Below are 20,280 nucleotides of genomic sequence, written 5' to 3' on the forward strand. Positions count from 1 at the left end.
CAGATTGCAGCGCAGTGACATCACCCACGAGCCAGAACCTTGCGCAGCGCTTCGAGGAAGCGGCTGTTTTCCGCCGGCAGACCGATGGTCACCCGCAGATGGTTCGGCATGCCGTAGTTGGCCACCGGACGCACGATCACGCCTTCGCGCAGCAGACCCTGGAACACCGGAGCCGCCACCTGACCGAGATCGACACAGATAAAGTTGCCCTTGGACGGAATCCAGCTCAGGCCCAGCTCGCGGAAACCCGCTTCCAGCTGTTGCATGCCGGATTCATTGAGCTGACGGCTCTGCGCCAGATATTCCTCGTCCTTCAGCGCCGCACATGCCGCGGCCAAGGCCAGGCTGTTGACGTTGAACGGCTGGCGTACACGGTTCAGCACGTCCGCCACCACCGGGGTGGACAAGCCGTAACCAACGCGCAGCGCCGCCAGACCGTAGGCCTTGGAGAACGTGCGCGAGACCAGCAGGTTCGGATAAGCCGCGAGGAAATCCAGACCGTCCGGCAGATCGCTGCCTTCGGCGTATTCGATGTAAGCCTCGTCCAGAACAACCAGCACATGCTCCGGCACGTCCTGCAGGAACTCGTCCAGCGCTTCGGCGCCGAACCAGGTGCCGGTCGGGTTGTTCGGGTTGGCGATGAACACGACACGGGTGTTGGCGTCGATGGCCGCCAGCATCGCCGGCAGGTCATGACCCCAATCCTTGGCCGGAACGACCTTGGCCTGAGCGCCGACCGCCTGGGTCGCGATCGGGTACACCGCGAACGCGTGCTCGCTGAACACCGCATTCAGGCCCGGCGCCAGATAGGCGCGCGCCACCAGTTCGAGAATGTCGTTGGAGCCGTTGCCCAGGGTCACCTGGTTCAGCTCGACACGGCACTGCTCGGCCAGCAGGGATTTCAGGGCAAAACCGTTGCCGTCCGGATAACGGGTCAGCTCTTCCAGCGCTTCGCGGATTGCGGCCAGCGCTTTCGGGCTCGCGCCCAACGGGTTTTCGTTGCTCGCCAGCTTGACGATGCTTGCCGGATCCAGGTTCAGCTCGCGCGCCAGTTCGTCCACGGGCTTGCCCGGCACGTATGGCGAAAGTTGTTGCACGCCCGGCTGTGCCAGAGCGAGGAAGTTGCCACTCATTGCTACCACCCCTTAAAGAACTGCTTTCGGGTAGGAACCCAGCACCTTGAGTGCTACTGCTTCCTGACTGATCTTTTCCAGCACACCCTTGATCAGCGGATCACGGTGATGACCAACGAAGTCGATGAAGAACACGTAGGTCCATTTGCCGCTGCGCGACGGACGGGTTTCGATCCGGGTCAGGTCGATCCCGTTGTCATGGAACGGCACCAGCAGCTCATGAAGCGCGCCGGGCTTGTTGCTCATGGATACGATGATCGAGGTCTTGTCGTCGCCGGTCGGCGGCACTTCCTGATTACCGATCATCAGGAAGCGCGTGGAGTTGTCCGGACGATCCTCGATCTTCTCGGCCAGACGCGTCAGGCCATACAGCCCGGCCGCCATGTCACCGGCGATCGCTGCCGAATTCCACTCACCCTTGACCCGCTTGGCCGCTTCGGCGTTGCTGGACACCGCCACGCGCTCGACATTCGGGTAATGGGCGTCCAGCCATTTGCGGCACTGGGCCAGCGACTGGGCGTGGGAATAGATGCGGCTGATGCTGTCGGTCTTGGTGTTCTCACCGACCAGCAGATGGTGGTGAATGCGCAGCTCGACTTCGCCGCAGATCACCATGTCGTGCTCGAGGAAGCTGTCGAGGGTGTGATTAACCGCGCCTTCGGTGGAATTCTCCACCGGCACCACGCCAAAATTCACCGCACCGGCTGCCACTTCACGGAACACTTCGTCGATCGCCGCCATCGGCTTGCTGATCACCGCGTGACCGAAGTGCTTCATGGCCGCCGCTTGGGTGAAAGTGCCTTCCGGACCGAGATAAGCCACTTTCAGCGGGTTCTCGAGGGCCAGGCACGAAGACATGATTTCGCGGAACAAGCGCGCCATCTCTTCGTTGCCCAGCGGCCCCTTGTTGCGCTCCATCACGCGCTTGAGGACCTGCGCCTCACGCTCCGGACGGTAGAACACCGGCTGCTCGCCTTCGGCCAGACTGGCCATCTTGACCCGGGCAACTTCTTCGGCGCAGCGCGCGCGATCACTGATCAGCTGGAGGATCTTCTCATCCAGGTTATCGATGCGAACCCGCAGCGCCTTGAGCTCCTGCTCGGACATCAGGAATGCTCCTTCTCGAATTCAGCCATGTAGCCGACCAGCGCCTCGACGGCGTCCAGACCCAGGGCGTTGTAGATAGAGGCACGCATGCCCCCAACCGAACGATGGCCCTTGAGGTTGAGCAGACCGCGAGCGTCGGCGCCGGCCAGGAAAGCCTTGTCCAGACGCTCGTCAGCCAGACGGAACGGCACGTTCATCCACGATCGGGCGTTGACGCTGATCGGGTTAGTGTAGAAATCGCTGTTGTCGATGAAGCCGTACAGGCGATCTTTTTTCGCCTTGTTGCGCTGCTCCATCGCGGCGACACCGCCCTGCTCCTTCAGCCACTCGAAGACCAAGCCCGAGAGGTACCAGGAATAGGTGGCCGGAGTGTTGTACATCGAACCGTTATCGGCCGAGATCTTGTAGTCGAGCATGGTCGGGCACGAACTGCGGGCGCGGCCCAACAGGTCTTCACGAACGATCACTACCACCAGACCGCTCGGGCCGATATTCTTCTGCGCGCCGGCGTAGATCAGGCCGTACTGCGACACATCGATCGGACGCGAGAGGATATCGGAGGACATGTCGACCACCAGTGGAACGTCACCGGCTTCGGGAACCCAGTCGAACTGCAGGCCGCCGATGGTTTCGTTGGACGCGTAGTGCAGATAGGCCGCACCCGGGGTCAGCTTCCATTCGTTCTGGCCGGGGATGGCCAGGTAGTCATAAGGCTTGGCGCTGGCAGCAACGTTGATGTTGCCGAAGCGACGCCCTTCCTCGATGGCTTTCTTCGACCAGATGCCGGTTTCGACATAGTCGGCAGTACCGTTCTCGGGCAGCAGGTTCAGCGGAATCTCGGCGAACTGTTGGCTCGCACCGCCCTGCAGGAACAGTACTTTGTAATTGGAGGGGATGGACAGCAGGTCGCGCAGGTCTTGCTCAGCCTTCTCGGCAATGGCCACGTAGTCATCGCTGCGATGGCTCATTTCCATGACCGACAGACCCTTGCCGTGCCAGTCGAGCATCTCGGACTGGGCACGCAACAGGACAGCTTCAGGCAGCGCAGCGGGACCTGCGCAGAAGTTATAGGCTCGTTTGCTCACATCCACTCTCGCTATGCAATCACGGTAGCGGACAGAGCAAACACTCTGCCCTGCTACGATTTGGTTAGTCTTGCGACTCTTCTTCGTCTGCGGCGTCCGCCTGCAGGTTGTCGACCGCATCGTCCGGTTCGGCGCCGATCACGCCTTCTTCCAGCTCGACACCTTCTTCACCTTCGAACTCTTCACCCTCGACTTCCGACGGCTCCTGAACCCGCTCCAGACCGACCAGGGTTTCATCCTTGGCAAGCTTGATCAGGGTCACGCCCTGGGTGTTACGACCCAGACTGGAAACTTCGTCGACACGGGTACGCACCAGCGTGCCCTGGTCGGAAATCAGCATGATCTCCTCGCCGTCGAGCACCTGAACCGCACCGACCAGACGGCCGTTACGCTCGTTGCTGACCATGGCGATCACGCCCTGGCCGCCACGCTTGTACTCAGGGAACTCGGTGATCGCGGTACGTTTGCCATAACCACGCTCGGAAGCAGTAAGAATCTGGCTGCCCTCTTCCGGGATCAGCATCGAAATCAGCTTCTGCCCTTCCGGCAGACGCATGCCGCGCACACCACGGGCGGTACGGCCCATGGCACGAACGTCGGATTCCTTGAAGCGGGTGACCTTGCCGCCGTCGGAGAACAGCATCACTTCACGCTCGCCATCGGTGATGGCCGCGGAGATCAGCACGTCGCCTTCGTCCAGCTCCAGCGCGATCAGACCGACGCTGCGCTGACGGCTGAAGGATTCCAGCGGGGTCTTCTTCACGGTGCCGTTGGCGGTGGCCATGAAGATGTAGTGACCTTCGGTGTATTCCTCGACCGGCAGCATGGTGGTGATGTATTCACCGTCATCCAGCGGCAGCAGGTTGACCAGCGGACGACCACGGGCGGCACGGGACGCTTCCGGAATTTCGTAGGTCTTCAGCCAGTACACCTTGCCCTTGCTGGAGAACAGCAGCAGCGTGGTGTGGCTGTTGGCGACCAGCAGGTGAGCGATGTAGTCCTCATCCTTCACGCCGGTAGCCGATTTGCCTTTACCGCCACGACGCTGAGCCTGGTATGCAGCCAGCGGCTGGGTCTTGGCATAGCCACCGTGGGAGATGGTCACGACGCGCTCTTCTTCCGGGATCATGTCACCCAGGGTCAGGTCGAGACGGGCATCGAGGATTTCGGTGCGGCGCACGTCGCCGTATTCGGCGCGGATCACTTCCAGCTCTTCGCGGATCACTTCCATCAGGCGCACGGCGCTGTTGAGGATGCGGATCAGCTCGCCGATCTGGTTGAGGATCTCTTGATACTCGGCCAGCAGCTTTTCGTGTTCCAGACCGGTCAGACGGTGCAGACGCAGTTCCAGAATGGCTTGCGCCTGCTCTGGCGACAGGAAGTACTTGCCGTCGCGCAGACCGTATTGCGGATCGAGGTTTTCCGGACGGCACGAATCGGCACCGGCACGCTCCACCATCGCCACCACAGCCGAGGATTCCCACGGCGTGCTGACCAGCGCTTCCTTGGCTTCCGACGGCGTCGGCGAAGCCTTGATCAGGGCAATGACCGGGTCGATGTTCGACAGTGCAACGGCCTGACCTTCGAGGATGTGACCACGCTCGCGCGCCTTGCGCAGTTCGAACACGGTACGGCGGGTAACCACTTCGCGACGGTGACGGACGAAGGCTTCCAGCAGGTCCTTGAGGTTCAGGATCCGCGGACGGCCGTCGATCAGCGCAACGATGTTGATGCCGAATACCGATTGCAACTGGGTCTGGGCGTAGAGGTTGTTGAGGATAACCTCAGGCACTTCGCCGCGACGCAGCTCGATCACGACGCGCATACCGTCCTTGTCGGACTCGTCGCGCAGTTCGGTGATGCCTTCGAGTTTCTTCTCTTTTACCAGCTCGGCGATCTTCTCGATCAGACGCGCCTTGTTCAGCTGGTAAGGGAGTTCGGTGATGACGATCTGCTGACGACCACCGACCTTGTCGATGTCTTCGATGATCGAGCGGGCGCGCATGTAAATGCGGCCACGGCCGGTGCGGTAGGCTTCGATGATGCCGGCGCGACCGTTGATGATCGCGGCGGTCGGGAAGTCCGGACCGGGAATGTATTGCATCAGCTCATCGACGGTCAGCTCGGGGTTGTCGATGAGGGCCAGGCAACCGTCGATGACTTCACCGAGGTTGTGCGGCGGAATGTTGGTCGCCATGCCCACGGCGATACCGCTGGAACCGTTGACCAGCAGGTTCGGAACGCGGGTCGGCATGACCGCCGGGATCAGTTCGGTGCCGTCGTAGTTCGGCACCCAGTCCACGGTTTCCTTGTGCAGGTCGGCCAGCAGCTCGTGCGCCAGCTTGGTCATGCGCACTTCGGTGTATCGCATGGCCGCGGCGTTGTCGCCGTCCACCGAACCGAAGTTGCCCTGGCCGTCGACCAGCAGGTAACGCAGGGAGAAAGGCTGCGCCATGCGGACGATGGTGTCGTACACCGCGGTATCACCGTGCGGGTGATACTTACCGATCACGTCACCGACGACACGGGCAGATTTCTTGTACGGCTTGTTGAAGTCGTTGCCCAGCTCGCTCATCGCGAACAGCACGCGACGGTGCACGGGCTTCAAGCCATCGCGCGCATCCGGCAGTGCACGGCCGACGATCACGCTCATCGCGTAGTCGAGATAGGACTGTTTCAGCTCGTCTTCGATATTGACCGGGAGGATTTCTTTGGCCAGTTCGCCCATGAGAAGCCTGATTCCTTTTTCTGGTGAAACTTCGCCATATCCATAGGGGACGCACGAAGCTCGTCGATGCAGGCCGAGTGCCATGCGCCGACTTACGACAAATCGACAAGTTGACCCTGGATTTGCGCAGTGAAGACAACCCCGTGGGACTGCCTCGGAAAACGCCGGATGTTATCACAAGAGCCGCCACGCACCTATCCCCCAGATGCGCATGGAGCATAGTTAGATGACCGATGACAGGCTTAACGGGGACGAGAGAGGCTCAGAGCTTCCCTGAATGCAAATTTCGGGACGAAATTGCGGATGTTTATTGACTTTCAAGGCCCCATCGCGAGCAGGCTCGCTCCCACAAGGTTCTGTGGCGATCACAAAACCTGTGGGAGCGAGCCTGCTCGCGAAGAGGACAACGCGGACATCAAGCCAATCAATGCAAGCGCTTGCGGCACATCAACTGCGCCATCTTCGCGGTGTCCGGGCGCTCGACGATGCCTTTTTCGGTGACGATCGCATCGATCAGATCTGCCGGGGTTACGTCAAACACCGGGTTGAACGCTTCAACGTCAGCCCCGACGCGCTTGCCGCCAACCTCCAGCAACTCGGCGCCGTCGCGCTCTTCGATCGGAATGTCATCACCGCTGGCCAAATTCATGTCGATGGTCGAACTCGGTGCCACCACCATGAAACGCACGCCGTGGTGCATGGCGTTGACCGCCAGTTGATAGGTGCCGATCTTGTTCGCCACGTCGCCATTGGCGGTGATCCGGTCGGCGCCGACGATCACCCAGGTCACACCTTTGGTTTTCATGATGTGCGCAGCGGCGGAGTCAGCGTTCAGGGTCACCGGAATGCCTTCGTTGGCCAGTTCCCACGCGGTCAGGCGCGAGCCTTGCAGCCACGGCCGGGTCTCATCGGCGTAAACACGTTCGACCATGCCTTCGATGAACGCCGCGCGAATGACTCCGAGCGCCGTACCGAAACCGCCGGTGGCCAGGGCGCCGGTGTTGCAGTGAGTGAGAATCGCCTGGGCATTGCCCTGATGCTTGCGGATCAGGTCGACGCCGAGCTGGGCCATGGTCAGGTTGGCTTCGCGATCGCTTTCATGAATCGCGATGGCTTCAGCTTCCAGCGCCGCCAGCGGATCGGCGTTTTCCTTCAAACGGTCCAGCCGGTCGTGCATGCGGTTCAACGCCCAGAACAGGTTCACCGCGGTCGGCCGGGAATCGGCCAGCAACATGAAATCCTCTTCCAGCGCCGCATACCAGTCGCCACCTTCGACAATCCGGGCACGGGCCGCCAGCACGATGCCGTAGGCCGCACTGATACCGATGGCCGGCGCACCGCGCACCACCATCGAACGAATTGCCTCGGCCACGCCGGCGGCGCTGGTGTAGGCGATCCAGTTTTCCTCGAACGGCAAAACGCGCTGATCCAGCAGGTGGAGCGCGCCATCACGCCAATCGATGGCCTTTACTTTCTCCGCAGCCAACAGTCGATCGCGCATCCCTCACCCCGCACTCATGAACAAAAGCCGCCGATTATAGCGATCCCCCCGCGAAGACGCTCGGGTATACTTCGCCATCCTTTACAAAAGCACTGGAACCGACCCTCGATGCCGAAACCTGCCATTGCGCTCGACTTATTATTGCTGCCGACCTGGCTGGTACCCGTCGAACCCGCAGGCGTTGTGCTCAAGGAGCATGGCCTGGGCATCCGCGACGGTCGCATCGTGTTTATCGGCCCGCGTGCCGAAGCGCTGAAGTGTAACGCCGCCGAAGTCCGCGAATTGCCGGACGTGCTGCTCAGCCCCGGCCTGATCAACGCCCACGGCCACGCCGCGATGACGCTGTTCCGCGGCCTGGCCGACGATCTGCCACTGATGACCTGGCTGGAAAACCACATCTGGCCGGCCGAGGGCAAATGGGTCGATGAAGATTTTGTGCGTGACGGCACCGATCTGGCCATCGCCGAGCAGATAAAAGGTGGCATCACCTGTTTCTCGGACATGTACTTTTTCCCGAAGGTTGCCAGCGAGCGCGTACACAACAGCGGAATCCGTGCACAGATCGCGATTCCGATCCTCGACTTCCCGATTCCGGGTGCCGCCAGCGCCGATGAAGCCATTCGTCAGGGCGTCGAACTGTTCGGCGACCTGAAGCATCACGAGCGCATCAAGATCACTTTCGGCCCCCATGCACCCTACACCGTGGGCGACGAGAACCTGGAAAAAATCCGCGTGATCGCCGAAGAGCTGGATGCGTCGATCCACATGCACGTCCACGAAACCGCGTTCGAAGTGCAGCAAGCGGTCGAACAGCGCGGCGAACGCCCGCTGGCCCGCCTCGGTCGCCTCGGTCTGCTGGGCCCGCGCTTCCAGGCCGTGCACATGACCCAGATCAGCGATGACGACCTGGCGTTGCTGGTAGAAAGCAACACCAGCGTGATCCACTGCCCGGAGTCGAACCTGAAACTGGCCAGCGGCTTCTGCCCGGTGGAGCGCCTGTGGCAGGCCGGCGTCAACGTGGCGGTCGGCACTGATGGCGCCGCGAGCAACAATGACCTGGACCTGCTGGGCGAAACCCGCACCGCTGCGCTGCTGGCCAAGGCCGTCGCCGGCTCGGCCACCGCGCTGGACGCCCACCGGGCGCTGCGCATGGCCACGCTGAACGGCGCGCGAGCCCTGGGGATCGAAGCCGAGACCGGCTCGCTGGAGCTCGGCAAGGCCGCAGACATCGTCGCCTTCGACCTGTCCGGCCTCGCGCAACAACCGGTCTATGACCCGGTCTCGCAGCTTATATACGCCACCGGCCGGGACTGCGTGAAACACCTGTGGGTCGCCGGCAAGCAGTTGCTCGACGACCGCCGTCTGACCCGACTGGACGAACAACAGCTCGGCGAAACCGCCCGGGCCTGGGGCCGACGCATCAGCGGCCACACCGAATCGTAAACACCCCGGGGCAAACTCCGGGGCTACAGCCTTTTTCAAGTTTTAGAGGATTGAATCATGAGCAACGTCGACCACGCCGAAATCGCCAAATTCGAAGCCCTGGCCCATCGCTGGTGGGACCGCGAAAGCGAGTTCAAACCGCTGCACGACATCAACCCGCTGCGGGTCAACTGGATTGACGAGCGCGTCAATCTGGCCGGCAAGAAGGTCCTCGACGTCGGTTGCGGCGGCGGCATCCTCAGCGAAGCCATGGCCCAGCGCGGCGCGACCGTGACCGGCATCGACATGGGCGAAGCACCGTTGGCGGTCGCGCAACTGCACCAACTGGAGTCCGGCGTGAACGTCGAGTACCGCCAGATCACCGCCGAAGCCCTGGCCGAAGAAATGCCCGAGCAGTTCGACGTCGTCACCTGCCTGGAAATGCTCGAGCACGTACCGGACCCGTCCTCGGTGATCCGCGCCTGCTTCCGCATGGTCAAGCCCGGCGGCCAGGTATTCTTCTCCACCATCAACCGCAACCCGAAGGCGTACCTGTTCGCCATCGTCGGCGCCGAATACATCATGAAGCTGCTGCCGCGCGGCACTCACGACTTCAAGAAATTCATCCGCCCGTCCGAGCTGGGCGCCTGGAGCCGCATGGCCGGCCTGACCGTCAAGGACATCATCGGCCTGACCTACAACCCGCTGACCAAGCACTACAAACTGGCGGCGGACGTAGACGTCAACTACATGATCCAGACCCTGCGCGAGGAGTAAGCCGATGGCCATCAGAGCAGTCCTCTTCGACATGGACGGCACTCTGCTCGACACCGCGCCGGACTTCATCGCCATTTGCCAGGCGATGCGCGCGGATCGTGGCTTGCCTCCAATCAACGACAAGCACATCCGCGACGAAATCTCCGGCGGCGCCAAGGCCATGGTCGCGGTGACGTTCTCGATGGATCCGGAGTCGCCGGGCTTCGAGGAATTGCGTCTGGAGTTCCTTGAGCGCTATCTCGTCGGTTGCGCCGTGCACAGCAAGCTGTTCGACGGCATGGGCGAATTGCTGGCCGACATCGAGAAAGCCCATCTGGTCTGGGGCGTGGTCACCAACAAGCCGCTGCGCTTCGCCGAGCCGATCATGCAGCAACTGGGGTTGGCCGAGCGCTCGGCGCTGCTGATCTGCCCGGATCACGTGAAAAACAGCAAGCCGGATCCCGAGATGCTGACCCTTGCCTGCAAGATGCTTGATCTCGATCCGTCGACCGTTCTGTTTATCGGCGATGATCTGCGCGATATCGAATCCGGCCGTGACGCCGGCACCAAAACCGCTGCCGTGACCTATGGCTACATTCACCCCGACGACAACCCTCGTCATTGGGGCGCGGACGTGGTGGTGGATCATCCGCTGGAGTTGCGCAAGGTGCTCGACAACGCGCTGTGCAGTTGCTGAGTGGTGCTGCAAAGCGACCATCGCTGCATTCCCGCGCAAGACGTGGGAACGATCAGAAGTTAATGGATTAGAGGTTTCTTATGTTTGATTACTCCGCTCGCCCCGAATTGCTCAAGGATCGGGTCATTCTGGTCACCGGTGCCGGTCGCGGCATCGGCGCGGCTGCCGCCAAGACCTACGCCGCCCACGGCGCGACTGTGCTGCTGCTGGGCAAGACCGAAGCCAACCTGACCCAGATCTACGACGAGATCGAAGCGGCCGGGCATCCGCAGCCGGCCGTGATCCCGTTCAACCTCGAAACCGCCCTGCCCCATCAATACGATGAGCTGGCGGCGATGATCGAGACCGAGTTCGGCCACCTCGACGGCCTGCTGCACAACGCCTCGATCATCGGCCCGCGCACGCCGATCGAGCAGTTGTCCGGTGAAAACTTCATGCGCGTCATGCAGGTCAACGTCAACGCGATGTTCATGCTGACCAGCACCCTGCTGCCGCTGCTCAAACTGTCGCAGGATGCCTCGGTGGTGTTCACCTCCAGCAGCGTCGGGCGCAAGGGCCGTGCTTACTGGGGCGCCTATGGCGTGTCCAAGTTCGCCACCGAAGGCCTGATGCAAACCCTCGCCGACGAAGTCGAAAACGTCGCTTCGGTGCGCTCCAACAGCATCAACCCCGGCGCCACCCGCACCAGCATGCGCGCTCAGGCTTACCCGGGTGAAAACCCGCTGAACAACCCGACTCCGGAAGAAATCATGCCGGTCTATCTGTACCTGATGGGCCCCGACAGCACCGGTATCAACGGCCAGGCCTTCAACGCCCAGTAATGCCATACGTCGCATTTGTTGCCGTGGCGGAATACCGTCGCGGCATGCAATTGCCGCTTTGAGCGCGGCAAATTCAGTCAAATAACCACCGCCCCCTCTTTCCGCTAAAATCTTAAGCCATTGATTCAAAACGGTTTTAATAAAATATGAACCGTATGGCACGACTTTCGCTCTACATTTCCTCAAAGCACGCCGTGTGAAGGCAGTCGGGCAAGGCCTGATTCGATAGCTGACTAATCGTCATCGGGCAGACTAAACTTACGCCAAATGTCCTACGGGACTGATGGATCAGTATGACGCGCAGCCCATAGCCGCTCTCACCCAGCCTGTAAGACAGACTTACTGCTTAGGGGCTCACGCCATATGAAATCACCCTCCCAGACCACTGCAATTGACTTCGACAGTGCCAAATTGCAACGCCTGGGCTTTGGTCAGCAGCCACCTCTCCTGGCGCGACCTGTCAGCCTGGCGCAATTGCGCCAGCAAATGAGCCTGCAACTGCAAACCAGCCTTGAGCCTCAACGCATCCTCGGTCTGTTTTTCCGCGAAGTTCAGCGCCTGGTGCCGCTGGACGCCTTGACCTACGTGCACAACGGCAGCGACCTGCGCCTGGAATTCGGCGCCCGCGGCCATCACTCGGCCAGCTATAGCCTGAACCACGAAGGCGAGCACATGGGTGAACTGGTGTTCCGCCGTAACCAGCGCTTCAGCGAACAGGAACTGGGCAATCTCGAATCACTGTTGTCGGCCCTGTTGTATCCGATGCGCAATGCGCTGCTGTACCGCGCAGCCACGCAAAGCGCGCTGCGTGATCCGCTGACCGGTGCCGGCAACCGCATTGCCATGGAGCAGACGCTGCTGCGGGAGATCGAGATGTCCCGCCGGCACCTGCAACCGCTGTCGTTGCTGATGCTGGACATCGACCATTTCAAACAGGTCAACGACCTCCATGGCCACAGCGCCGGCGACGACGTGCTCAAAGCCGTGGCGGCATCGATCAAGGGCCAGTTGCGCAATGTCGACATGGTGTTCCGTTATGGCGGGGAAGAGTTTCTGATCCTGCTGTCCAACACCGGTCGCGATGCGGCCGCCATGGTCGGCGAGCGCCTGCGTCAGGCAGCGCAGGCCCAGGATTACTACGCCAATAATCAATTGATCGAACTGACCGTGAGCCTCGGCTGCTCGACCCTGTTGCCGGGCGAATCCGCCGACAGCCTGCTGCGCCGCGCCGACAGCGCGCTGTATGTCGCCAAGCGCGAAGGGCGAAATCGCCTGACCATGGCGGGCTGACTATTCGCCGCCAACAAAAAACGGGAGCCAAGGCTCCCGTTTTTTATGGATGTTGCCGAAATCAGCTCTCGACCAGCGCCCGACGTTCACGCCCGACTAACACCCGCTCCGACAGTTCGAGCTGCATGCAGCGCTCGAGAAACAGGTACATGTAGTCGTAGCTCTTGCAGATGGCCTGTCGCAGATCAGCCTGCAGGGCTTTGCTCGGATTCAACCCGGCCAGGGTGCAGATGATCTCCAGCGCTTCCCACGGATGGGCATCATCGTACTGGGCGTGCATCTTAAGCCACTTCATGGCCCGCTTTCGATCTTCCTCAGGGAAGGCCGCAGCGTAGACACCCGTCGAACACACCAGCGCCGACCACTCCCCGGTCGCGCCTTCGATGGCGTAGTTGGTGGCCGCGATGGCCACGATCAGTGAATCCGCCGAACTGGTGTGCCAGCACCAGTGGCTCAGGGCGTGCAACTCCGGTGGCACTTGCTGCGCTTGCAGGTCTTCCAGGCTCACCCCATGGGCCCGGCTCCAGTGCAGCCAGTAATCGGCGTGGTTGAGTTCGACGCGGATATTGCGCATCAACCAGCGCCGCGCCATGTCTTCACCCGGATGACGGGCGAATTTGGTCTTGGTGAGATTCTGCGCCATGTACAACGCGAATTGCTCAACGACGGGCCAGCCCCCGATCAGGTACTGGCGCATGGTTTTGGCGCTGAGCTTGTTATCACGCATGCGCAGATAAAGTTCATGTTCGACAACCCGGCGTTTGCTCTCGCTGCAATCCTGGATCAACTGTTGCGCCCAGGCGGGATAACTTGCAGCTTCCATGAGTGGTCCGGTTCGGTTGAATGTGTCGATCACTGTTCGGCTCCTTTTGATTTGTGATTGTACGGATCGGCAAGAGACTTCAACGGAACGTGCCAGGCGCCTTGAATAACAACGGCTGCGGTCTGGCGGGCCGACTTTGCAAACTGTCACAGGTAAACAACTGCGGACGCTCCACAACATAACCCTGAGCGTAATCCACGCCGATTTCAAGCAATGCCTGCTCGATCTGCGCTGTTTCGACAAACTCGGCAATTGTCTGCTTACCCATGACATGCCCGATGTGATTGATCACTTCGACCATTGCACGGTTAATCGGGTCGTCCAGCATATCCTTTACGAAACTCCCGTCGATCTTCAGGAAGTCTACAGGCAAATGTTTCAGATAAGCGAATGAAGACATTCCGGCACAAAAGTCATCGAGTGAGAAATAACAACCCAAGCCTTTGAGTTCATTAATAAATCTGATTGCACTCCCGAGATTTGCAATGGCACTGGTTTCTGTAATTTCAAAACAAATCATTTCAGGCGGTACGCCGTAGTTATCAAACTGCTCGCGTAGAAAGTGCAAAAACGCGTCATCTCCGATAGTAATGCCTGAAAGATTAATCGCACACATTGCCAGAGGGCCTTCGCACTCTTCGTTAATACATTGGGCAATTACCTTAAATACATTCTGCACAACCCAGCGATCCAGCGACGTCATCAAACCGTAACGTTCTGCCGCCGGTATGAAACTGTCCGGAAGAATCATCCGGCCCGCTTCGTCATGCAGGCGCAGCAGAATTTCGATGTGCCCGCGGGTGCCACCGGCAACCGAACCCAGTGGGGCGATTTCCTGGGCGTAGAGACAGAAGCGGTTTTCCTCCAGGGCCATGTGCAGGCGCTGCACCCAGGCCATCTCGCCGAAACGCAGGGACAGTTCCGAGTCGTCGGCGTGGTAGACCTGCACCCGGTTGCGGCCCTTTTCCTTGGCCATGTAGCAGGCCATGTCGGCGGCCCGCAACGAGGCCTCGAGGGTGGTCGGGTTCTGTGCGACGTGCACCAGACCAATGCTGACGGTGGTCAGGAACGGCCGTCCCTTCCAGACGAAATGCAGGTTCTGTACGGTCTGGCGCAAGCTCTCGGCGATCTTCTCGGCCGCCTCCGGTGCGCAGTTCTCCAGCAGGATCCCGAATTCATCGCCGCCCAGCCGCGCCAGGGTGTCGCCCTCACGCAAGCCCGATTGCAGCAACGCGCAGATATGGCGCAGCAACTCATCGCCTGCCGCGTGCCCGCAGGTGTCGTTGACCAGCTTGAACTGATCGAGATCGAGGAACATCAGCGCATGTCGCCCGGCCTGCCGCGTCAGGTTATGCAGAGCCTGTTCGAGACGGTATTCGAACTCGCGACGGTTGGCCAGGCCGGTCAGCGCATCGTGGGTGGCCTGCCACGACAGATTGGCGATGTATTGCCGCTCCTGAGTCATGTCATGCAGCACCAGCACCGTACCGCTGACCTTGCCGGCATTGCGGATCGGCGCGCCGACCAGGGTCACCGACACGGTGCTGCCGTCCAGCCGCTGAATCAGCTTCGAGTGTTCGCTGCCGCCGGTGAGCTGGCCACTGAGAATGTGTTCGATCAGGGTCAGCCCTTCGGTCTGGGCATTGTCATCCAGCAAGTTGAACAACGCCGCCAGCGGCAGACCGGCAGCCTGCTCGGCCTTCCAGTGAGTCAACGCCTCGGCCGCCGGGTTCATGTAGTCGATCGCCCCGCTGACATCGGTGGTGATCACCCCATCGCCAATCGAGTGCAGGGTGACGTGGGCCCGATCCTTTTCCAGTTGCAGCGCTTCGGCGAAGGCATGCCGTTGCTTGAGCAACTTGCGGGTACGCAGCAGCGCCAGCACGATCAGGCCCAGCGCGGTGGCGAGGTTGGTGAACAGCAGCAGCCGCAGAATCATCCGCGAGCCTTCACCCAATGCATCGCTGAACGCCTTGGCGGCCGGGGTCACGCCGTCATTGATTGCAAAGATCCGGTCTTTCCAGCGGTGGATATCAGCCTCGGTGGCGGCATTGGCAGTGATACGTTGATGCATCTCCTGCGCCACGCCGTCGAGTTCCACCAGATAGGCGTCGCCCAGCGTCCAGCGGTCGATGGCGGTTTCCAGATAGCTGAAGTGACGAAAGTTCAGATACAGCCAGATCAGGCTGGAAACATCATCCGGGTGGTTGCCGCCCTTGAGAATGCCCTCCCGCGCCGCCTGCAGGTCGGGCGGTTGCTTGTCCAGCGCCAGGCGCAATTGATGGCCGCCCTGAGGCACGGCAATGGCGCTCTGGTATTTAAGGTAAATCGCCTCGTCGCGACTGTCCGCGTAGAGATTGAGGTAATAGATCGCGTCTTTCTGGCCCTTGGACCAAAGGCTTTCACCAGCGACATAGCCGCGAACGGCCGACAGGACGTAAAGACTCACGCCCCCCAACAAGGCTTGAAACAACACGACGGCGATAAATGGCCAGACGATGCCCAGCAACCGAGGCGTTCCGAGAGTCCGCTTTTGCTTCATGGAGTTCCTTGCGTGGTCACTGCCTGATTGTCCGTCTCTATCAGACCAACCCCCAAAGACTAGGAGGCGTTCGGGTTTCCGGCAAGCGGCGGATCCGCCTCAGTTCAGGACAAACGCCGGATAGACATATGTACAGCCACGGTCGCTGGCGGCATCGATTTACTGGGCACTTCAGGTCTCCCCCCCTCTGTAACGGGAATGCCTTCACAAGGAGTGTGACATGCCCTCGACGTCTTCAGCTTCAACCGATCTATCGACAACCGCAGAAACCAGCGCCATCGAGGCGCTTGGACTGGCTACCGGCCCGGATATCGAATCCCTGATTCCCCAACCGACCGGCCGGGACCGCAAAAGGTTCAAGGCAGCCCGAGTCGCAACACCGGCTATTACACCCGCCATGACCCTCGAACAGTACATGGCACAACGCATCAATGAACGAATGCTCGACACGGTCAAAACCTTTTTGATCGGCAAACCTTCGCTGATCCGTCATTTGAGTGGCGATATCCTGCGGCTCGCCGACACGGACGAACTGCGCGCGACCCCTTCGGTTTTCCTCCAGCGAGTACTGAATTCCCCCGAATCACTGGACCTGACAGAACGGCTGCTGAAAAGGCTCAAATGGTTCGGTGCATCCCCCGGCGAACAGACGCCGTCGTCCGTGCGCTATCAGTTGTCATGCAAAGCCATCTGCCTGCATTTGCATGCGCCGTCTCCCGACGAGTCGCAGGAGCTCGCCGGATTCCACTGGCAAGACCCTGCTCACTGGGGCAAAAGCTACCAGACCCTGCGCCGCGATTTCGAACAGCATTTGCTGCGTACCCGACGGGTTGCCACTACCAAAGAGGCGATCCTGCTGGCCCAGGTGTTTCAACATCGCCTGTCGAAAGACTTTGCCGTGCGCGATATCCCGCCCGAGCTTCGTTACAAGACGTCGATCGTGTGGGTGAACTTCATGCACGGCGTGCTGCTGGCCGAGGTGCTTGGCCTGGATCAGTCTCAACCCTTGTCTTTCCAGCAACTGGTCAGTTTGCCTCTTGAACGCAGTGCTGGCGCCTCCCCCGCAGAGCTGGAAACAATTGCACGACTGCGAATAGGCCCCGCCCTTGAATGGGCGGTGTGCACTGGCGTCATCCCGGCGCGAGCGGCATCCGGTCACGATCAGGAAGACATCAAGCGAGCGCTGACTGCGCTGGAAGAACAAAGCGAAAACCTGAACAAGGCCGTGATGACGCTGGATTCAACCCCGCCTGACCGGATACAGATGGCCAGGGACGTGCTGGCTGACCGGTTCAGTGGTTTTACATTCAACAAGGACGGACGCAAGTTGATGTCTGCCGATCCGAGCCATAGTCATTCAAGAGCACCACTGGACCAGAAGAATCAGCAGGGCCACGACTTTCTGGATGTCTATGCAGACGGCCAGCTCGATGGCGAAAAGCGATGGATTGTCTCCATGCCCGACGGCACAACGCGATCCACCACAGCACTCCGGCTGGATGACCAGCGCGTCCTCTATGCCGAGCGTGAAAACTCGCGGGGTGGTTATGAACGGGTAAATGCAGATGACTACAGCTGGGCCGGCAAATCCTTGCCGGATATCAATGCGCAGTTTGAAAGCGCCTTCAACCAATATCTGGCGACGATCAGGCCGCCCTATCAGACCTTGATCGCCAGCTTGCTGACTTCACTGCCAGCGAGCGAACGCCAGGCATTGGCAATGGGTGAAATCGAGTTGTTGGGGATGCGTCGAAAATCAGTACCCAACGAACCGCCGGATCTGACCCGGGCCAGGAAGGGCTTCGTTATAAAAGTGACCCACCAGGGAAATATTGCCTACTACGAGCTGATCCCGAGTGCCGGTGTCATTCGCCTTCGACCCACTTTGAGGTTTTCAACCGTCAATGGCGTTCGGACCGAGTTTGCCTTGCACGCCACCATCCCCGGGCAAACCTATTCACCCGAGCGTGACATCAGTACTTCGTTGCTGCTCGACTGGTCGGCCCATCTCCACGGCAGGACACCTGCCGCCCGGGGGGCCTACATCGGCTACCTCGACACCGTGGGCACTATAGCCGCAGCCTCCATGGATACCGGGACCGATGCTGCGACGCTGACATCACGACTGGACGCACTGGCCAACTACATCGCGACAAACTACCTCTACGTCGATGAAGAACACCTGCGCCAGCAAGCCCGAGGCATGACAATCTTCGACAGGCACAGGGCGAAGATCGAGAAACGGCTGGAAGTATTCGTGACGATCGTCAAAGGGTTCGTTCCTTTCTGGGGCAGCATCGAGGACCTGCTCTCCGACGATGTCAAAAGCAAAGCCCTGGGCGGGATCGGACTGCTGTTCGACCTGGCTTCGTTCCTGTGCCCGATCGGCAAATTCATCTCGGGTTCGGTGCGCCTACTCCGCGCCGCTGCCGGCACCACTCGCATGGTCGTCAATGCAACGCTGCCGCCGTTTTCGACATTGGCCCGCCAACTCCTCACCCGCTCACTGGCGAACCTCAACCCACTGGACGGTATTCCCTCGCTGCTCAAGGGACTGGGAAGCGGTGCCGGAAAAGGGCTGCTCTTCATCGGCGGAATGAGCGTTGTCGGCATCAGAAAACTGACGGGAAAGGCCGATGGCTTCCGCCTGGTCCAGAATCTGCCACAAGCCATCGATCCCGGGGACTGGAAGCCGCTGACGAACGGTGATCAGCTCGCGACGGTCAACGGTATTGATGATGTACTCCTGCGCCATACAGACTCTTCGGGACTGGAACGCTTTCATCTGGTCGACCCGATGACCTCCCTGCCCTACGGCCCGCGCCTGCGCAACAACGGCAAAAATCTCGCACAAGGTCGATCCGGCTTCAAGACATTGCCCCCGAGCGAAACCCACGTCGTTGCGCAAGTTCCAGAAAACGCCCATGTTCGTGAAGTGCTTGAGGTCGATGGTCGAACCACGCTGCTGATTGATGACATCCCTTATCGACCGGACGGCAACCAGCTGCGCCGCGCCGACCTGATCGATGATCAGTCGCTACTCAAAGCCCTGCCCTGCAGAGTGCGGCGCATGCCGGGGTCGGACGCCTGTAAAACGAGCTATGTCACCCGCAATCCGGCCCCCACGCCAGCCAACGGCACTTACGACACGGATAAAGGCTGGGCACCCTGGTTCGGGGACAGCATTTACACCCCGGCCACAGCGGGTCGAGCGATGCTGCTCAAGTCCCTGAAAAAGAAAAGCAGACACTTGGCGGCGATAGCGTTTCAAAAAGGGATTTACGGGAGGATCAAAGTGGATATCCCCTTCGGCACCCGGAATCAGTTCGACACCTTCGAGGCCGGCGCCATCATCGTCCCCGCTATCGACGACTCAAGGCACTATGTGTTCACCCGACTGGACGCCGGATCCTTCTACGTCGCCGAACTGCCCAAAGGTCAGAGCCTCACCACTCCGTTGACGCTGCGCAAGGCCAATACCCTGCCTGCCAATCTGAAGGGTGAGCTGATGACGGTGTACACCGGGTCTCTCAACGCCAACAACATGGCGAGAATCTACGGTATTCCAGCCGTGGAACGCGCCCTCGAAACCATGGAGAAAATTGCCATTCGCATTGGTGGCCATGCGAACCCGCCCGACACGCTCAAACTGCTTAAAGTCGATACCAGCCCCGGTGAAGCGGTGTTGTTCGATCATTCCACGCGCATGATCGTCAGCCGGCTGCCGAATGGTGCTGCATCCTGGTCACGTAGCAGGGATGCTTCAGACAGCTTTCGCCAACGAACCGCCGATATCTTCGATACGCTGTTTTGCGAGAAAACAATCAATGTCCGGCAGCACGCAGATCTGAAAATCAATAAGGCGATGGACAAGCTTCAAGCGCTGCTCCCTCGCAGCTATCGAGCACAGAATTCGAGAAACATCGCCTATGCAGACATCGTGACCGCTACCGGAAACCGTGAGGTCTATATAAGCGTTTCCGGCTCGCAAGGACTGACTGGCGAACTGCCGCTTTTCAAGGCGCTGCCCATGTCAGACAAAGTGATCATCGGCGACACCACCTACTTCAATATCGACTTCGACCAGACCTTCAACAGAACCTCACTGGAAGTCTCGAGCAAAGGGCAATTGGTGGCGATTCCCCATACGATAAAGGACATCGACACCTACACGCCTGCGCTGACCCGTCGGCCGACCTCTCTGGACAGCGAGGCCAAACTGATCAGTGTGCTTCGCAAGAAATACCCCGAAAACCACATGATCGCTTCGGTCGACGTGGCTACAACCATGCCTCCATGCACCAGTTGTTCAGTGATCGTCAAAGAGTTTGGCTACGACGGCACGGCCAACGCACTGGAGGTGCTATGGAAATGA

At 60.2% G+C, this 20,280-nt stretch carries 13 protein-coding genes; 6 read left to right on the plus strand and 7 right to left on the minus strand.

What is annotated here, in order from left to right; genetic code table 11:
* Positions 1-20 precede the first annotated feature (20 nt).
* The 5 genes from hisC to mtnA form a co-directional block, all read right to left on the minus strand.
* Positions 21-1,133, minus strand: coding sequence for a histidinol-phosphate transaminase (hisC, locus tag ABTV87_RS21050; protein WP_433898295.1), 1,113 nt, complete (start codon positions 1,131-1,133; stop codon positions 21-23).
* Positions 1,134-1,145: 12 nt separating this feature from the next.
* Positions 1,146-2,240, minus strand: coding sequence for a prephenate dehydratase (pheA, locus tag ABTV87_RS21055; RefSeq protein WP_007950913.1), 1,095 nt, complete (start codon positions 2,238-2,240; stop codon positions 1,146-1,148).
* Complete coding sequence (serC, locus tag ABTV87_RS21060; protein WP_433898296.1) at positions 2,240-3,325, minus strand: 3-phosphoserine/phosphohydroxythreonine transaminase; 1,086 nt, start codon at positions 3,323-3,325, stop codon at positions 2,240-2,242. Before serC ends, pheA begins: the two co-directional genes overlap by 1 nt.
* A 64-nt stretch (positions 3,326-3,389) precedes the next feature.
* On the minus strand, positions 3,390-6,053 hold the full coding sequence (gyrA, locus tag ABTV87_RS21065; protein ID WP_127799246.1) for a DNA gyrase subunit A: 2,664 nt from the start codon (positions 6,051-6,053) through the stop codon (positions 3,390-3,392).
* Between the two features lie 424 nt (positions 6,054-6,477).
* Entirely contained in the window at positions 6,478-7,554 is a 1,077-nt protein-coding gene (gene mtnA / locus ABTV87_RS21070) for an S-methyl-5-thioribose-1-phosphate isomerase (RefSeq protein ID WP_433898297.1), read from the minus strand.
* A 108-nt stretch (positions 7,555-7,662) separates the two neighbouring features.
* Here mtnA and ABTV87_RS21075 point away from each other — a divergent pair, with 108 nt between their 5' ends.
* The 5 genes from ABTV87_RS21075 to ABTV87_RS21095 all read left to right on the plus strand — a co-directional run bounded on the left by ABTV87_RS21075 (position 7,663) and on the right by ABTV87_RS21095 (position 12,540).
* Positions 7,663-8,997, plus strand: a complete 1,335-nt coding sequence (locus ABTV87_RS21075) for a TRZ/ATZ family hydrolase (protein WP_007950908.1) — start codon at positions 7,663-7,665, stop codon at positions 8,995-8,997.
* 57 nt (positions 8,998-9,054) lie between these two features.
* Positions 9,055-9,753, plus strand: coding sequence for a bifunctional 2-polyprenyl-6-hydroxyphenol methylase/3-demethylubiquinol 3-O-methyltransferase UbiG (gene ubiG, locus ABTV87_RS21080; RefSeq protein WP_007950906.1), 699 nt, complete (start codon positions 9,055-9,057; stop codon positions 9,751-9,753).
* 4 nt (positions 9,754-9,757) lie between these two features.
* Positions 9,758-10,429 (plus strand): N-acetylmuramic acid 6-phosphate phosphatase MupP, encoded by a 672-nt coding sequence (gene mupP, locus ABTV87_RS21085; protein ID WP_085607243.1) that lies wholly within the window; start codon positions 9,758-9,760, stop codon positions 10,427-10,429.
* Positions 10,430-10,509: 80 nt separating this feature from the next.
* Complete coding sequence (locus ABTV87_RS21090; RefSeq protein ID WP_258712163.1) at positions 10,510-11,250, plus strand: YciK family oxidoreductase; 741 nt, start codon at positions 10,510-10,512, stop codon at positions 11,248-11,250.
* A 363-nt stretch (positions 11,251-11,613) separates the two neighbouring features.
* The gene (locus ABTV87_RS21095; RefSeq protein ID WP_433898298.1) at positions 11,614-12,540 is read left to right on the plus strand and encodes a GGDEF domain-containing protein; all 927 of its coding nucleotides are present in this window, start codon (positions 11,614-11,616) and stop codon (positions 12,538-12,540) included.
* A 61-nt stretch (positions 12,541-12,601) separates the two neighbouring features.
* Here the strand turns inward: ABTV87_RS21095 and ABTV87_RS21100 are convergent, their stop codons facing one another.
* Entirely contained in the window at positions 12,602-13,396 is a 795-nt protein-coding gene (locus ABTV87_RS21100; protein ID WP_433898299.1) for a TenA family transcriptional regulator, read from the minus strand.
* A gap of 46 nt (positions 13,397-13,442) precedes the next feature.
* Positions 13,443-15,905 carry an EAL domain-containing protein gene (locus tag ABTV87_RS21105; protein ID WP_433898300.1) on the minus strand — a complete coding sequence of 821 codons (2,463 nt, stop codon included), beginning with the start codon at positions 15,903-15,905 and terminating at the stop codon, positions 13,443-13,445.
* Positions 15,906-16,125: 220 nt separating this feature from the next.
* Here ABTV87_RS21105 and ABTV87_RS21110 point away from each other — a divergent pair, with 220 nt between their 5' ends.
* A complete protein-coding gene (locus ABTV87_RS21110; RefSeq protein WP_433898301.1) occupies positions 16,126-20,280 on the plus strand; it encodes a hypothetical protein in 4,155 nt (1,384 codons plus the stop codon).

Source organism: Pseudomonas sp. PSE1(2024) (genome assembly GCF_050990555.1).
GTDB classification, from domain to species: domain Bacteria; phylum Pseudomonadota; class Gammaproteobacteria; order Pseudomonadales; family Pseudomonadaceae; genus Aquipseudomonas; species Aquipseudomonas aphyarum.

Bases quoted from the DNA above. Each gene is read 5' to 3' on its own strand.
- hisC (WP_433898295.1), bottom strand. From the start codon at position 1,133: ATGAGTGGCAACTTCCTCGCTCTGGCACAGCCGGGCGTGCAACAACTT.
- pheA (WP_007950913.1), bottom strand. From the start codon at position 2,240: ATGTCCGAGCAGGAGCTCAAGGCGCTGCGGGTTCGCATCGATAACCTG.
- gyrA (WP_127799246.1), bottom strand. From the start codon at position 6,053: ATGGGCGAACTGGCCAAAGAAATCCTCCCGGTCAATATCGAAGACGAG.
- mtnA (WP_433898297.1), bottom strand. From the start codon at position 7,554: ATGCGCGATCGACTGTTGGCTGCGGAGAAAGTAAAGGCCATCGATTGG.
- ABTV87_RS21075 (WP_007950908.1), top strand. From the start codon at position 7,663: ATGCCGAAACCTGCCATTGCGCTCGACTTATTATTGCTGCCGACCTGG.
- ubiG (WP_007950906.1), top strand. From the start codon at position 9,055: ATGAGCAACGTCGACCACGCCGAAATCGCCAAATTCGAAGCCCTGGCC.
- mupP (WP_085607243.1), top strand. From the start codon at position 9,758: ATGGCCATCAGAGCAGTCCTCTTCGACATGGACGGCACTCTGCTCGAC.
- ABTV87_RS21090 (WP_258712163.1), top strand. From the start codon at position 10,510: ATGTTTGATTACTCCGCTCGCCCCGAATTGCTCAAGGATCGGGTCATT.
- ABTV87_RS21095 (WP_433898298.1), top strand. From the start codon at position 11,614: ATGAAATCACCCTCCCAGACCACTGCAATTGACTTCGACAGTGCCAAA.
- ABTV87_RS21105 (WP_433898300.1), bottom strand. From the start codon at position 15,905: ATGAAGCAAAAGCGGACTCTCGGAACGCCTCGGTTGCTGGGCATCGTC.
- ABTV87_RS21110 (WP_433898301.1), top strand. From the start codon at position 16,126: ATGCCCTCGACGTCTTCAGCTTCAACCGATCTATCGACAACCGCAGAA.